This is a genomic window from Azospirillum sp. TSO22-1 (genome assembly GCF_003116015.1).
Classification (GTDB): Bacteria; Pseudomonadota; Alphaproteobacteria; order Azospirillales; family Azospirillaceae; genus Azospirillum.
The window spans coordinates 1-13,734 of the sequence record NZ_LGQZ01000016.1 but is presented as its reverse complement, the minus strand read 5'-3'; the positions used below and the strand labels follow the sequence as shown (position 1 = coordinate 13,734).

The window sequence follows — 13,734 nt, the reverse complement described above, 5'->3', positions numbered from 1 at the left end:
GCGACTTCTGGATGTCGTTGTAGCTGTTCGTCATGGCGCCGTAGCCCCAGACGTTCGCCACGCCGGCCACCGTCGTCGAGTGGCAGATGCGCGCCTGGTGCTCGATGTTGTTGGTGCCCCAGAACGCCGCGAACTTGCGGATCAGGTAGGACTGCTCGTTGGAGTGCTTGGCCGAACCGAGCCAGAACACCGAATCCGGGCCCGAAGTCTCGCGGATCTTGAGCAGCCTGTCGCCGACCTCCTGGATCGCCTGATCCCAGCTGATGCGCTCGTACTTGCCGTTCACCAGCTTCATGGGATAGCGCAGGCGGCGGTCGCCGTGCGCGTGCTCGCGGATGGCGGCGCCCTTGGCGCAGTGCGAACCGAGGTTGAGCGGGCTGTCGAAGCCGGGCTCCTGGCCGATCCACACGCCGTTCTGCACCTCGGCGACCACCGTGCAGCCGACCGAGCAGTGCGTGCAGATCGCCTTCACCTGCTTGATCTCGCCGGCACCGGTGGCGACGGCGGCGGCATCGGCCTTGCGGACGGTGCCGGGCAGGCTGGCCGCGACGGCGGCACCGCCGGCCGCGAGGCCGGAGGCGCGCAGGAAGGCGCGGCGGTCGACGGTGGCGCCGGTGAGGCCGGCCACCGCCTTCGACAGGCGCTTGCCGGAGACGACGGTGGCGGACGTCTTGATCAGCATCGGGGACCTCCTAGAACCGGCTCGATTCGTAGGCTTTGCGGACGTGCTCGGTTTCGCGGTAGCGCTGCGCCGTGCGGTCGTCGTCGGTCCTGGCCTCGGCCGGCGCCGCCGGCAGGCCGACCGCCGCCGCGCCCAGCGCCCCGGCGCCGAGCCCGGCGGCACGGAAGAGGTCACGCCGCGCCAGAGTGGCCTTGCCATTCGTATTCGTCATCGTCGTCACCCCTCCGTTTCCCGCGGGCTCGTCGCGGCCCGTCTTCCCTCACACGGCCAGCGCGAACGCCTGACCCTCGACATCCATGAAGCGCCGCCCCAGCGTGCCGACCGCGCGGTAGAAGCGGGCGGTCGGCGAGCCCTCCAGGTCCGCGAAGAAGCGCGGCGCCCAGGGCTCGATGTGGCGGCCGAAGAAGGCGCGCTGCTCGTCGAGATCGGCTGGCGCGTCGAAGTCGCCGGTGATCAGGCCGGCCATCATCTCGCACAGCGCGGCGACGTGGTCCTCGGACTCGGCGATGCCCTCGGCACGCTCGATGCCCAGGCGCGCCATGTCGCCGCGCAGCTCGGCCAGCGGCTTCTCGTGCAGGAACCCGGTGCGGTAGTAGGAGCCGAACGGCGTCAGCTCGCCGCCGCCGACGCCGATGAACAGGGCGTCGAACTCCTCCGCCACGCCCCGCGGCGTCGCCGCGCGGGCGGCCGCGCCCAGCGCGGCGTAGGCGGCGCCCAGCGCGCTGCCGTCACCCTCGATGGCAGCCCCTTCAATCGCGGCAAGCGCGGTCAGGGCGTCGGCGTCCGGGGCGCGCGACAGCAGCCCGGCCAGCAACCCGTAGGCCTGAGCCCGCAGAATCTCCTCGTCCGGCAACGCGGACGCATCGGCACCGATCGACGACACGTGCAACCCCTCCCTTGCGACAATCCTGGCCCTTCTTTAGAGCATCGGGATCGCCGTTTGGCAGCTCTTTCGGCCGCCTTCGGTCTCTTGTCCCAGCGCCGCGCCGGGTGCGCCCGCGTCGTCCCGGACTCCCCGCGCCGCCATGCTGCGGCCGCGAAAAGCCCTGTCGCACCAGCGGCTTACCGCCGACCTTTTAGCATTTAAATCCTTATGATTAAGCTTGTCAACAATCCGCACCGGCGCAGACCGAACGGCAAGACGGCACCAAGACGAAAGGGCTATGATTTATTTATCATAACCCCTTCGTCAGCGGGGAGATCGGTATCAGCCTCGGTAATCGCGCCGGCGTCGTCCTGCGCAGCGGCGTCCGTGGACCGCTTCGGCGCCGCAGCATCTTCCGCTCCCGCCTCGACCTCTTCCAAGGCATCAAGGAAACCTTTGCCGACGCGGTACGCGGTCTTGACGACGCCGCTGCCGCTGAACAGGCCTGTGTAGTCGCCGGCGTAGTCCTTCAGCCCGTCGTCGTTGGCGAAGACCGGGTCGGAGGTCCACAGCTTGCGCAACGCCTGCCGGTGCAGATCCTCCGGCACGCCGGCGCGCAGGAAGGGCGTGAAGTCGGACTCCGCGGTCAGGCTCTCGACCGGCGGCAGGTCCTTGAGCGGATCCGTCTCTCCCGGCTCCCCTGTCTCCGCCGCCCCGGCCGGAGCGTCCGGCGGCGTGGCGGCGTCGGCCACGGCGGGCGGCGCAGGGACCGGTTCCGGCGCCGCGGGGGGCGGCTCCGCCTCCTGGCGCTTCAGGCGGGACCAGCGGGCGAGGAAGGATTCTTCGGTCATCGGTCTGGTGTCCGGTCGGGACCGGGCCGGCGCGGCCCGTCGGGGTGGTGGCGCTTGCGCTCGCGCTTCTCGAAGGGGACGTCGACGTGGTGCTGGTCCACGAAGTCGCGCACCAGCGCCAGCACCTCGGGCGGCATCGGCACGGTCTCCACGGTCTCATGGCCGCTGATCTGGTAGACCTCGCACTCGTGCGCCGAGGCGGTCACGAAGAAAGGAACCAGCGCGCCCGGTTCGGCGGCATCGTCCGGCCGCAACGCCACCCAGAGCCGCGGGGGGTCCTGTGACAAGTTCAACCGATAGCCTTCGGTGTCGGCCCGGTACAGCTCCAGCGGGACCGTCGCGGCGTGGAAGTGCGCCCAATCGTCGCCTTCGCGCAGCCGCCGCCAGCCGCCCTTGACCGGGGGTGCGCCGGGGATGACGGCGACCGGCCGCCACGTCCAGTCCTGCCACGGGCTGTGGCTGCGCCGCCGCTCCAGCACCACGCCGAGCGCCATGGTTTCGGTTTTTTCCAGCGTTTCCGCCATTTCCTTCTCCGGCTGCGGCGAGTTGCGGCGCCCGTCCAGCACCACATGGAGCGGTGCGCGTTTCTTGGCGATTCTTTCGCCTTCTTATTATCAGCGGACGCGAAGCCGTGTGACAACCCCGTTGCACGGGCTTTTTCCAAACGCGCCGACCGTCAACTTTCCTTTGACCTTTGGCAGGGATGGTCTTTAGCTTGAATTCGCCACAGACCGAAGCAGTCACACCCTTCATGGCCAAGCCCGACGAGGCACCGCCGCGCCAGCGCCGCATCTTTTCGGACCTGTCGTCCGACGCGCACGCGGACATCGCTGTCGACCGGCTGAAGAACGGCGGCCGGCGTCTCGCCTTCGCGACGCTCGCCGTGGCGCTGGCGGCCACCCTCGCGCTGTCCTTCTGGACCTACACCGTCGTCGAGCGCGAGGCGTCCGAGCGCTTCTCCGCCCGCGTCGGCGAGATGCACTCGCGCATCGGCGAGCGCATGCTGGCCTACGCGCAGGTGCTGCGCTCCGCCGCCGGCCTGTTCAAGGTGACGCCGGTGGTGTCGCGCCAGGCCTGGGACTCCTTCGTGCGCAGCCTCGACCTGGAGCGGCAGTACCCCGGCATCCCCGCCGTGGCGCTCGCCCGCCTGATGAACGAGGAGGAACTGACCCCGGCCGCCGAGGCCGCGTGGGCCGACGGCATCAACGAGTTCACCATCCGCCCGCAGGGCAAGCGCGACGCCTACATGGTGAACGTCTACTCGGCGCCGCCGACGCCGCTGAACCGCGCGGCGCTGGGCTACGACATGCTGAGCGAGCCGGTGCGCCGCGCCGTCATCCTGACCGCCGCCGCCACCGGCGAGCCGGCGATCACGCCGCGCCTGACGCTGAAGATCGACGAGCACCGGGCGCCGCAGCCGGCCTTCATCATGTACTACCCGGTCTACCGCCCCGGAGCGCCGACGCAGACCGAGCAGGAGCGGCGCGACGCGCTGTACGGCATGGTGCTGGCGCCGCTGCGCACCTACCCGCTGATCGAGGGCGTCCTGAGCCACAATGTCCACGACGTGGCGCTCAGCATGTACGACGGCCCGTCCGCCGTGGACGAGCAGGAGATGTACCGCAGCCCGGCGTTCCCCGAGGCTCCCCGCCTGACCGAGACGCGTCCGATCGCCTTTTACGGCCGCACGCTCACCGTCGCCTACCGCTCGACCCCGCAGTTCGAGCGCAGCATCGACAGCGACAAGCCGCTGATGGTGCTGGCGGCGGGCGGCATGATCTCGTTGCTGCTGTTCGGCGTGGTGCTGTCGCTGTCCTCGACGCGGGCGCGCGCCATGCAACTGGCGTCGGAGATGACGATGTCGCTGCGCCGCCGCGAGGCGGAACTGCACCACTTCTTCACCCAGGCGCCGGTCGGCATCCTGATCCTCGACGCGGACGGGCGGGTGATCGACTGCAACCCGATGATCGGGCGCTTCATGGGCGTGCCGGCGGACGAGGTGATCGGCTTCAACATGATCACCGACGCGCGCGACCAGTCGCTCGCCCCCGCCATCCGCCGCGCCGCCACCGGCGATCCGGTGGAGATCGAGACGCAGTACATCTCGACGCTGGGCAACAGGGTCGGCTTCTACCACGTGCATTTCCAGCCGGTGTACCGCAACGACGCGCTGATGTTCGTGTTGGCCTTCGTCGACGACGTGACCGAGCGCAAGGCGGCCGAGCAGCGGGTGCACTATCTGGCGCACTACGATGCGCTGACCGGGCTGCCGAACCGCACGCTGCTGCAGGACCGGCTGGCGCACGCGATCACCGCGGCGAAGCGTTCGAACGGCACGGTGGCGGTGCTGTTCCTCGACCTCGACCACTTCAAGGTGATCAACGACTCGCTCGGCCACACCATCGGCGACGAGGTGCTGAAGGACGTGGCGGTGCGGCTCCAGCAGGCGCTGCGCGAGGTGGACACGGTGGGCCGCCTGGGCGGCGACGAGTTCATCATCGTGCTGCCCGACGCCGGCAGCGCCGCCGACGTGGCGCGCGTCGCCGCGCGCATCCTGGACTGCGTGTGCGAGCCGATGCGCATCAAGGACCGCGACTTCACCATCTCGCCGTCCGTCGGCATCAGCCTCTTCCCGGCCGACGGCGAGGACGGCGAGCGGCTGATCAAGAACGCCGACGCCGCCATGTACCAGGCCAAGGCCGCGGGGCGGCACGCCTTCCGCTTCTTCACCACCTCCATGGACGCGCAGCTGAACGAGCGCCTGAACCTGGAGGCCAACATCCGCCGCGCCCTCGACCTCGGCGAGTTCCGCCTGCACTACCAGCCGCAGATCGAGCTGGGCAGCGGCCGGGTCACCGGGCTGGAGGCGCTGATCCGCTGGGCGCACCCGGACCTCGGCATGGTGCCGCCGGGCCGCTTCATCCCGGTGGCGGAGGAGAGCGGCCAGATCTCCGCCATCAGCCTGTGGGTGCTCGACGAGGCGTGCCGGCAGGCCAAGCTGTGGCAGGCCGAGGGGCTGCCCTTGCAGCGCGTCGCGGTGAACATCTCCGCCTTGCAGTTCCGCTCCGCCGACCTGCCCGGCCAGGTCAGCGCCGCGCTGACCCGCCACGGCCTGCCGCCCTGGTGCCTGGAGCTGGAGGTCACCGAGGGCGCGCTGATCCGCAACGTCGACATGGCGATCCTGATCCTGAAGTCGCTGAAGGAGATGGGCGTCAAGGTCTCCATCGACGATTTCGGCACGGGGTACTCGTCGTTGAGCTATCTCCAGCGCTTCCCGGTGGACACGCTGAAGATCGACCGCTCCTTCGTGAACGACGTGCCGAACGACCAGAACGACGCGGCCATCGTCAAGGCGATCATCGGCCTGGGCAGCAGCCTCGGCCTCCAGGTCATCGCCGAGGGCGTGGAGACCGAGCAGCAGCTCAATTTCCTGCGCGAGTCCGGCTGCCACGGCGGCCAGGGCTACCTGTTCAGTCCACCCATTCCGCCGGACGACGCCTCGCGCTTCCTGCTGCGCAAGGTGGAGCGGACGGCGCTGGTGCACTAACCGCCACGCTTGCCCTCCCCCGCTATCACAGGGGAGGGAACTCCGCCGCTATCCCCCTCCCCTGCGACAGCGGGGGAGGGGTCAGGGGTGGGGGCAAGTCACGCCACCACCCCCGCCGTCAGCAGCCGCTCCGCCTCTTCCAGATCCTCCGGCCGGTTGGTGTTGAAGAACGGATCCACCGGCTGCACGCCGAACTCCGCGACCGCGAGCTTGTAGCGGCCGGTCCAGGCATCCACCTTGCGCATCCCCTCCTCCACCATGGCGCGCTTCAGATCGTCGGCCAGCCGCAACGGCCACAGCCCGAACACCGGGTGGTCCTGCCCGTCCGAGCGCGCGCAGGCAAGGTCGGCGCCCTCGTCCTCCACCGCCGTCAGCAGCCGCGCCACGAGGTCGCCGGGGATGAACGGCGCGTCGGTGGCGAAGCTGGCCAGCCAGACCGCCCCCGGTGCGTTGGCCTTGGCCCACTCCAGCCCGGTCAGCACGCCGGCCAGCGGCCCGGCGTAGCCCTCCACCACGTCGGCCGCCACCGGCAGGCCGAAAGCGGCGAAGCGCGCCGGGTCGCCGTTGGCGTTCAGCACCAGGGGGCCCACCTGCGGGCGCGCCGTCGCGACGATGCGCTCCAGGATGGTGCGGCCACCGAGCGTGCGCAGGTTCTTGTCGCCGCCGCCCATGCGGCGCGACAGCCCGCCGGCCAACAGCACCCCTGCTACGTCAGTCCTCATCGCGGCTCCCCTTGCGCTGGTGTTCCTTGCCCTCGTCGCCGACGGCGCCCGGGTCGGCGTCGAAGACCAGCCGGTCGGTGCCGGCCAGCGCGATGAAGCGCTTGCCCTTGGCCCGCCCGACCAGCGTCAGGTTGGCCTGCCGCGCCAACTGCACGCCCCAGGCGGTGAAGCCGGAGCGCGAGACCAGCATCGGGATGCGCATCTGCACGGTCTTGATGACCATCTCGCTGGTGAGGCGCCCGGTGGTGTAGAAGATCTTGTCCGTCGGATCGACGCCGTTCAGGTGCATGTAGCCGCGCACCTTGTCCACCGCGTTGTGGCGGCCGACGTCCTCCATGTAGACCAGCGGCCGGTCCTCCCGGCACAGCACGCAGCCGTGGATGGCGCCGGCCTCCAGGTACAGGCTGGGGGTCAGGTTGATCTTCTTCGACAGCGCGTAGATCCACGACGTGCGCAGCCGGACGTCGGGGTTCAGCGTGACCGTCTCGAACACCTCCATGACGTCGCCGAAGGCGGTGCCCTGGGCGCAGCCGGAGGTCAGTGTCTTCTTCTTCAGCTTCTCCTGGTAATCCGTGCGCCGCTCGGTGCGCACGACGACCACGTCGGTCTCCTCGTCGTAGTCGATGCCGGTGATCGTGTCGTCCGGCTTCAGCATGTTCTGGTTCAGCAGGTAGCCGACGCCCAGGTACTCCGGGTAGTCGGCGATCGTCATCATGGTGACGACCTCCTGCCCGTTGAGGAACAGGGTGAGCGGCCGCTCCACCGTGACCGAGGTCTCGATGGCGTGGCCGTCCTGGTCCAGGCCGGACACGCGCTCGGTGAGCTTGGGATCGGCCGGGTCGGGCCGGATGGTGAATTCGTCGAGCGTCATGCCGTCCTGGACCGTGCAACTGAGACTTCGAACAACACTAAGCACCGGAGCCCGCCGCCTCAAGGCCGCGGCGGAATCTCCAGGCCGCGCTGCACCGCCGGCCGCGCCAGGCCGCGCTCCAGCCATTTCGGCACATGCACCAGATCGCCGTACTTCACGAGGTCGCCGGCGCCGTAGAAGCCGATCAGGTTGCGCACCCAGCCGAGCAGCGCGATGTCGGCCACCGTGTACTCCTCGCCCATGATCCAGTCGCGCCCCTTGAGCCGCCCCTCGATCACGCCGAGCAGCCGCTGCGACTCCGCACGGTAGCGCTCCAGCGGACGCTTGTCCTCGTACTCGCGCCCGGCGAACTTGTGGAAGAAGCCGAGCTGGCCGAACATCGGCCCCACACCCCCCATCTGGAAGAACACCCACTGGATGGTTTCCCAGCGCCGCGCCGGGTCGGCGGGCAGCAGCTTGCCGGTCTTCTCCGCGAGGTACAGCAGGATGGCCCCCGATTCGAACAGGGCCAGCGGCGTGCCGTCCGGCCCGTCCGGGTCGAGGATCGCCGGGATCTTGCCGTTCGGGTTCAGCGACAGGAATTCCGGCGTCCAGCTGTCGTTGGCGCCGATGTTGACGGTGTGCGCCTCGTAGGGCAGCCCGATCTCCTCCAGCATGATCGAGACCTTGACCCCGTTCGGGGTCGGGAACGAGTAGAGCTGCAGCCGGTCGGGATGCTTGGCCGGCCAGCGGGCGGTGATCGGGAAAGTGGAGAGATCGGCCATCCTGGACTCCTCGATTGGATTACCGCCTGACAGATGTTGGCGCGGGGTGCGTTCGGAAAGGGTCGGCGGCGCATTGCAGCCATGGTTCCGCTGGACGCGCTATGACACCGCATGCATAACGGAAAGGGCATGCACGACGTCTCCGAAGCCTTTTCCACCGCGTTGCACCTGATCACGTCGCTGGACGCCGATCTGCTGGAGATCGTCGGGCTGTCGCTGCGCGTCAGCCTCACCGCGGTGCTGCTGGCGGCGCTGGTCGGGCTGCCGCTCGGGGCGGCGGTGGCGGCGCTGCGCTTCCCGGGAAAGCGGGCCGCGGCGGTGGCGCTCAACGCGCTGATGGGGCTGCCGCCGGTGGTGGTGGGGCTGATCGTCTACCTGATGCTGTCGCGCTCCGGCCCGCTGGGGGTGCTGGGGCTGCTGTTCACCCCCGCCGCCATGGTGATCGCCCAGGCGGTGCTGCTCACCCCGCTGGTCGCCGCGCTCGCGCGGCAGACGGTGGAGGACCTGCTGGTGGACTACGACGACACGCTGCGCGTCTTCGGCGCCGGCGCGCTGCACACGGTGGGCACGCTGCTGGCGGAGGCGCGCTTCAGCCTCGCCACCACCGTGCTGGCCGCCTTCGGGCGGGCGGCGGCGGAGGTCGGCGCGGTGATGATCGTCGGCGGCAACATCGAGCACGTCACCCGCGTGATGACCACCGCCATCGCGCTGGAGACCAGCAAGGGCAACCTGCCCCTGGCGCTCGGCCTGGGCGTGATCCTGATGGCGCTGTCGCTGGCGGTGAACGCCACCGTGACGACGCTGCGCCACGCCGCCGACCGCGCCCGGGGGTGATGGGGTGACGGGGGCCGGAGCCCCCGCCCGTCCGGTCAGTGCGCCCAGAGGTAGCCGGCCAGCACGCCGAGGCCGGCGCCGATGGCCATCTGCGTCTGCACCGTCTGGGTCAGCACGTAGGTGCTGGCGGCCGAGCCCGCCCCGGCGGCGTAGGTGCCCGCGGCGGAGGCGGCGTTCAGCGCCGCGGTGCCGACCGCCGGCGCCCCGGCCTGGATCGCCCCGCCGGTGGCGGTGAGCGCGCTGCCGAGCGGCGCCGCGACGACCGGGTAGGCGTAGGGCAGCGCCACGGCGCCGAGCGCACCGCCGACCACCACCGGGAAGAAGTAGCGGGTCCAGGACGGAGCGGCACCGGGCTCCGCCGCGGCGGCCTGCGCCGGGGGCAGCGACGACAGCAACGACACCACAACAACCGCGGACGCTGACAGCAGCCTGACCGACATGGCGCACACTCCCCCGTATGGCGTTTCCCTGAAGGGAGAGTACCACAGCGTGAGCGTGGCGGAAGGGGCCGCCTTACCCCGCCCGTGGTACGCGCATCGAAAAATATCCCCAGAAAGTCGGGGGTCGCAAACCTCCCGGATAGCCGATATTTACTGTATGTAAGGGTGCACAAACACAGAACCGACGCCCTGTTCGGGAGGTTTTTCGTCGATGAAGCTCAACGGCCGCACCGTCCTGGTCTGCGACTGCGCGCACTCCATGCCGCTCGACGGCAAGGATCTCGCCCGCGCCTGCGGAGCCGACGGCGCCACGGTGCACACGCAGCTCTGCCGCAGCCAGCTCGACCGCTTCGAGGCGGCGGCCAAGGGCGCGGCCGGCCCGCTGCTGGTCGCCTGCACCCAGGAAGCCCCCCTGTTCGCCGAGATCGCCGCCGACTCCGCACCGCAGGCCGAGCTGTCCTTCACCAACATCCGCGAGCGCGCCGGCTGGTCCGACGAGGCGGCCTCGGCGCTGCCGAAGATCGCGGCGTTGCTGGCCGAGGCGACGCTGAGCGTGCCGCCCACCGGCTCGATCACGCTCAAGTCCGAGGGCACCTGCCTGGTCTACGGCACCGACGAGCGCGCCATCGAGGCCGGCCGCCAGCTGTCCGGCACGCTCGACGTCACCGTGCTGCTGAAGAACCCGAAGGACGTGGCGCCGCCGCGCGTCATGGACGTGCCGGTGTTCCGGGGCACCATCCGCGCCGCCAAGGGCTGGCTCGGCGCCTTCGAGATCGTGGTGGACGACTACGCCTACGCCGTCCCCTCGTCGCGCGGCGCGCTGGCGTTCGAGCCGGCGCGGCACGGCGCCTCGTCGCGCTGCGACGTCATCCTCGACCTCACCGGCGGCGCGCCGCTGTTCCCGGCGCATACCAAGCGCGACGGCTACCTGCGCCCGGATCCCGACAGCCCGGCCCAGGTGGCCAAGGCGCTGTTCGAGGCCGCCGAGCTGGTCGGCGAGTTCGAGAAGCCGCGCTTCATCGACTTCAAGGCCGACCTCTGCACCCATCAGCGCAACGCCAAGACCGGCTGCACCCGCTGCTTGGACGTCTGCCCGACCGGCGCCATCGCGCCGGCCGGCGACTCCGTGGCCATCGACCCGCACGTCTGCGCCGGCTGCGGCTCCTGCGCCGCGGTGTGCCCGACCGGGGCCAGCACCTACGCGCTGCCCCCCATGCAGACGGTGTTCGAGCGGCTGCGCACCCTGCTCTCCGCCTACGCCGACGCCGGCGGCAAGGACGCCGCGCTGCTGGTGCACGACCCGCGGCACGGCGACGAGGTGATCGCCCTGATGGCGCAGCACGGCCGCGGCCTGCCGGCCCGCGTGCTGCCCTTCGCGGTGCACGAGGTGACTCAGCTGGGATTCGACTTCTTCGCCACCGCGCTGGCCTATGGCGCGGCGCAGGTGGTCGTGCTGACCGGCCCGACCAACCAGGGGGAGACCGCCGGCCTCGCCTCGCAGGTCGGGCTGATCGAGACGGCGATGTCCGGCCTCGGCTACGGCTCCGGCCGGGTGTCGGTGATCGACGCCCGCGATCCTGGCGCCGTCGAGTCGGAGCTGTGGAGCCTGCCGCCTGCCACGGCCGCGGCGCCCGGCCTGTTCCTGCCGATGGGCGGCAAGCGCACGCTGGTCATGCTGGCGCTGCGCCACCTGCACAAGGGCGCCCCCACCCCGGTGGACGTGCTGCCGCTGCCGCCGGGCGCGCCCTTCGGCCGGATCGAGGTGAACGCCGAGGGCTGCACGCTGTGCCTGTCCTGCGTCGGCGCCTGCCCGACCGGCGCGCTTCTCGACAACCCGGACAAGCCGATGCTGAGCTTCGCGCAGGACGCCTGCGTGCAGTGCGGCCTGTGCAAGACCACCTGCCCGGAGAAGGTCATCACGCTCGCCCCGCAGATCGACTTCCGCGACAGCGCCCGCGGCGCGGTGGTGATCAAGGAGGAGGAGCCGTTCTGCTGCGTGCGTTGCGGCACGCCCTTCGCCTCGAAGTCCTCCATCGAGCGGATCGTGGCGGCGCTCAGCGGCAAGCACTGGATGTTCGCCACGCCGGAGGCGGCCAACCGCATCCGCATGTGCCAGGACTGCCGCGTCATCGACCAGGTGGAGCGCGGCGAGGACCCGTTCGCCATGGGCGCGCCGCGCGTGCCGCGCACCACCGACGACGACCTGCGCGAACGTGCCGCACTGGCGGCCAAGGGCAAGGACGGCAAGGGAACCTGACGCCGGTCAAGGCATCGTTCACGGAAAGGCAATATTCCTTAGATATTGAAGTATGGACGCGCGTCAATTGTTCGCGTCCTAATACTTCCGTGCATCCGCCTTTTCGAGTGCCCCATCATGCTCCCTGCGCTCTCCCTGCGTCTGCGCCTGCTCCTTCTCACCGTCCTCGCCGCCGGCGGTCTCCTCATCCTGAGCCTCGTCGCGCTGATGCATCTGCGCGATGTGCAGATGGACGGCTACCGCACCATGCTGCGCAACAGCGTCGAGACGGCGCGCGGCATCGTCGAGCATTATCACACAGAGGCCACGGCCGGCCGCCTGACCCAGGCGCAGGCCCAGGAGCAGGCGCGCGCCGCGGTGCGACGGCTGCGCTACGCCGGGTCGGAGTACTTCTTCGTCTACGACTACGAGGGCACCAACCTCGTGCTCGGCCCCCGTCCGCAGGTCGAGGGCACCAAGCAGATGCTCGACACCAAGGACGCCGACGGCGTGCTTTTCGTGCGCGAACTGATCAAGGCCGGACGCACGGGCGGCGGCTTCGTCGCCTACCGCTTCCCCCGGGCGGGCTCCGACCAGCCGTTCCCGAAGCTCAGCTACGCGATGGGATTCGAGTCGTGGCAGTGGATGATCGGCACCGGCGTCTACATCGACGACGTGGAGGCCGCCTACTGGCGCAACGCGCGCACCTTGCTGGGCGGCTCGCTGCTGATCGTCGCCATCGTGGCGGCGGCGGCGCTGCTGATCGGCCGGCAGGTGACCGGCACCGTCAACCGCTTCGCCGACGCCATGCGCCGGCTGGCCAGCGGCGACCTCGGCATCGCCATCCCCGCGGTCGGCCGGCGCGACGAGTTCGGCACGATGGCCGAGGCGCTGACCGTCTTCAAGGACGCCACCGCCGAGAACCGCCGCCTGATCGCCGAGCAGGAGCGCCTGAAGCGTGAGGCGCGCGAGCGCGAGAGCCAGGCATTGCTGCGCATGGCCGACGACGTAGAGAACCGCGTACAGACGCTGATTGGCCGCGTCGCCACGGAGACCGGGCGCCTCGGCGGCGCCTCGCAGTCGCTGTCGGCGTCGGCCGAGCAGACGCAGGCGCGCAGCGCTTCGGTGGCCGCCAACACCGAGCAGACCAGCCGCAACGTCGGCACCGTCGCCGCCGCCACCGAGGAGCTGTCCAGCTCCAGCAAGGAGATCGGCCGTCAGGTCGAGCAGTCCGCCGCCGTCGCCCGCCGCGCCCAGGAGGAGGCCGAGCACACCTCCGCCGCCGTCAAGGATCTGGCCGAGGCGACCAAGCGCATCGGCGAGGTGGTCGAGCTGATCAACGCCATCGCCAGCCAGACCAACCTGCTGGCCCTCAACGCCACCATCGAGGCGGCGCGGGCGGGCGAGGCCGGCAAGGGCTTCGCGGTCGTGGCGTCCGAGGTGAAGAACCTCGCCACCCAGACCGCCAACGCCACCGACGAGATCGCCCGCATCATCCAGTCGGTCGAGGCCGGGACGCAGACCACCGTGCAGGCGATCGGCCGCATCGAGCAGACGATCCGCGGCGTCAACGACGGCGCCGCCGCCATCGCCGCCGCGGTGGAGGAGCAGAACGCCGCCATGGGCGAGATCGCCCGCTCCGTCCAGGAGGCGGCGAGCGGCACCCAGCGCATCAGCGCCGAGATCGGCGAAGTGTCGGTGAGCGCCCAGGGCACGCTGTCCACCGCCCGCGAGATCGCGGAGGCCAGCCGCTCCCTCGACGGCGAGGCGCAATCGTTGAAGCACCAGATCGAGTCGTTCCTCGGCGAGCTGCGCACGACGGCCCGCAAGGAGGCGTAGCGTATTGCCCCCACCCCTGACCCCTCCCCCGCTTCGCAGGGGAGGGGGAGAGAGGCACCCTCCCCTGCGAAGCGGGGGAGGGA

The 13,734-nt window shown here is 70.4% G+C and carries 13 protein-coding genes; 4 read left to right on the top strand and 9 right to left on the bottom strand.

Annotated features, from left to right (window positions below):
* The 5 genes from TSO221_RS05680 to TSO221_RS05660 all read right to left on the bottom strand — a co-directional run.
* Positions 1 to 682, bottom strand: a 682-nt coding sequence (locus TSO221_RS05680) for a molybdopterin-dependent oxidoreductase (protein WP_146208716.1), incomplete at its 3' end; no start/stop codon positions are given.
* Between the two features lie 10 nt (positions 683 to 692).
* Complete coding sequence (locus tag TSO221_RS05675) at positions 693 to 893, bottom strand: formate dehydrogenase (protein WP_109117512.1); 201 nt, start codon at positions 891 to 893, stop codon at positions 693 to 695.
* Positions 894 to 941: 48 nt separating this feature from the next.
* On the bottom strand, positions 942 to 1,565 hold the full coding sequence (locus tag TSO221_RS05670) for a molecular chaperone TorD family protein (protein WP_199229394.1): 624 nt from the start codon (positions 1,563 to 1,565) through the stop codon (positions 942 to 944).
* A gap of 278 nt (positions 1,566 to 1,843) precedes the next feature.
* The gene (locus TSO221_RS05665; RefSeq protein WP_109117510.1) at positions 1,844 to 2,398 is read right to left on the bottom strand and encodes a DUF3306 domain-containing protein; all 555 of its coding nucleotides are present in this window, start codon (positions 2,396 to 2,398) and stop codon (positions 1,844 to 1,846) included.
* A complete protein-coding gene (locus tag TSO221_RS05660; RefSeq protein ID WP_109117513.1) occupies positions 2,395 to 2,922 on the bottom strand; it encodes a DUF3305 domain-containing protein in 528 nt (175 codons plus the stop codon). Before TSO221_RS05660 ends, TSO221_RS05665 begins: the two co-directional genes overlap by 4 nt.
* A gap of 227 nt (positions 2,923 to 3,149) precedes the next feature.
* Between TSO221_RS05660 and TSO221_RS05655 the strand changes: the two genes are divergently transcribed.
* Positions 3,150 to 5,945: an EAL domain-containing protein gene (locus TSO221_RS05655; protein WP_158284000.1), complete on the top strand. Its 2,796-nt coding sequence runs from the start codon at positions 3,150 to 3,152 to the stop codon at positions 5,943 to 5,945.
* Positions 5,946 to 6,043: 98 nt separating this feature from the next.
* On the opposite strand, the gene mobA is transcribed toward TSO221_RS05655, so the two are convergent.
* From mobA to TSO221_RS05640, 3 genes are read right to left on the bottom strand one after another with little or no spacing between them, the layout of a single operon-like run.
* On the bottom strand, positions 6,044 to 6,667 hold the full coding sequence (mobA, locus tag TSO221_RS05650; protein WP_109117508.1) for a molybdenum cofactor guanylyltransferase MobA: 624 nt from the start codon (positions 6,665 to 6,667) through the stop codon (positions 6,044 to 6,046).
* Complete coding sequence (gene fdhD, locus TSO221_RS05645; RefSeq protein WP_109117507.1) at positions 6,657 to 7,538, bottom strand: formate dehydrogenase accessory sulfurtransferase FdhD; 882 nt, start codon at positions 7,536 to 7,538, stop codon at positions 6,657 to 6,659. The genes mobA and fdhD overlap by 11 nt, the downstream gene beginning before the upstream one ends.
* Positions 7,539 to 7,597: 59 nt before the next feature.
* Positions 7,598 to 8,302 (bottom strand): glutathione S-transferase N-terminal domain-containing protein, encoded by a 705-nt coding sequence (locus tag TSO221_RS05640; protein ID WP_109117506.1) that lies wholly within the window; start codon positions 8,300 to 8,302, stop codon positions 7,598 to 7,600.
* A gap of 129 nt (positions 8,303 to 8,431) precedes the next feature.
* Here TSO221_RS05640 and TSO221_RS05635 point away from each other — a divergent pair, with 129 nt between their 5' ends.
* Positions 8,432 to 9,136: an ABC transporter permease gene (locus TSO221_RS05635; protein WP_109117505.1), complete on the top strand. Its 705-nt coding sequence runs from the start codon at positions 8,432 to 8,434 to the stop codon at positions 9,134 to 9,136.
* Positions 9,137 to 9,171: 35 nt separating this feature from the next.
* Here TSO221_RS05635 and TSO221_RS05630 read toward each other — a convergent pair whose 3' ends face one another.
* Complete coding sequence (locus TSO221_RS05630) at positions 9,172 to 9,576, bottom strand: hypothetical protein (RefSeq protein WP_109117504.1); 405 nt, start codon at positions 9,574 to 9,576, stop codon at positions 9,172 to 9,174.
* Between the two features lie 211 nt (positions 9,577 to 9,787).
* Here TSO221_RS05630 and TSO221_RS05625 point away from each other — a divergent pair, with 211 nt between their 5' ends.
* Both TSO221_RS05625 and TSO221_RS05620 read left to right on the top strand, forming a co-directional pair.
* Positions 9,788 to 11,833, top strand: coding sequence for a 4Fe-4S dicluster domain-containing protein (locus TSO221_RS05625; RefSeq protein WP_109117503.1), 2,046 nt, complete (start codon positions 9,788 to 9,790; stop codon positions 11,831 to 11,833).
* A 117-nt stretch (positions 11,834 to 11,950) separates the two neighbouring features.
* Positions 11,951 to 13,651: a cache domain-containing protein gene (locus TSO221_RS05620; RefSeq protein WP_109117502.1), complete on the top strand. Its 1,701-nt coding sequence runs from the start codon at positions 11,951 to 11,953 to the stop codon at positions 13,649 to 13,651.
* The last annotated feature ends 83 nt before the right edge of the window (positions 13,652 to 13,734 follow it).

What these genes read in the sequence shown, in the direction of transcription:
- TSO221_RS05675 (WP_109117512.1), bottom strand. Translation starts at nt 893, where the DNA reads ATGACGAATACGAATGGCAAGGCCACTCTGGCGCGGCGTGACCTCTTC.
- TSO221_RS05665 (WP_109117510.1), bottom strand. Translation starts at nt 2,398, where the DNA reads ATGACCGAAGAATCCTTCCTCGCCCGCTGGTCCCGCCTGAAGCGCCAG.
- TSO221_RS05660 (WP_109117513.1), bottom strand. Translation starts at nt 2,922, where the DNA reads ATGGCGGAAACGCTGGAAAAAACCGAAACCATGGCGCTCGGCGTGGTG.
- TSO221_RS05655 (WP_158284000.1), top strand. Translation starts at nt 3,150, where the DNA reads ATGGCCAAGCCCGACGAGGCACCGCCGCGCCAGCGCCGCATCTTTTCG.
- mobA (WP_109117508.1), bottom strand. Translation starts at nt 6,667, where the DNA reads ATGAGGACTGACGTAGCAGGGGTGCTGTTGGCCGGCGGGCTGTCGCGC.
- fdhD (WP_109117507.1), bottom strand. Translation starts at nt 7,538, where the DNA reads ATGACGCTCGACGAATTCACCATCCGGCCCGACCCGGCCGATCCCAAG.
- TSO221_RS05640 (WP_109117506.1), bottom strand. Translation starts at nt 8,302, where the DNA reads ATGGCCGATCTCTCCACTTTCCCGATCACCGCCCGCTGGCCGGCCAAG.
- TSO221_RS05635 (WP_109117505.1), top strand. Translation starts at nt 8,432, where the DNA reads ATGCACGACGTCTCCGAAGCCTTTTCCACCGCGTTGCACCTGATCACG.
- TSO221_RS05630 (WP_109117504.1), bottom strand. Translation starts at nt 9,576, where the DNA reads ATGTCGGTCAGGCTGCTGTCAGCGTCCGCGGTTGTTGTGGTGTCGTTG.
- TSO221_RS05625 (WP_109117503.1), top strand. Translation starts at nt 9,788, where the DNA reads ATGAAGCTCAACGGCCGCACCGTCCTGGTCTGCGACTGCGCGCACTCC.
- TSO221_RS05620 (WP_109117502.1), top strand. Translation starts at nt 11,951, where the DNA reads ATGCTCCCTGCGCTCTCCCTGCGTCTGCGCCTGCTCCTTCTCACCGTC.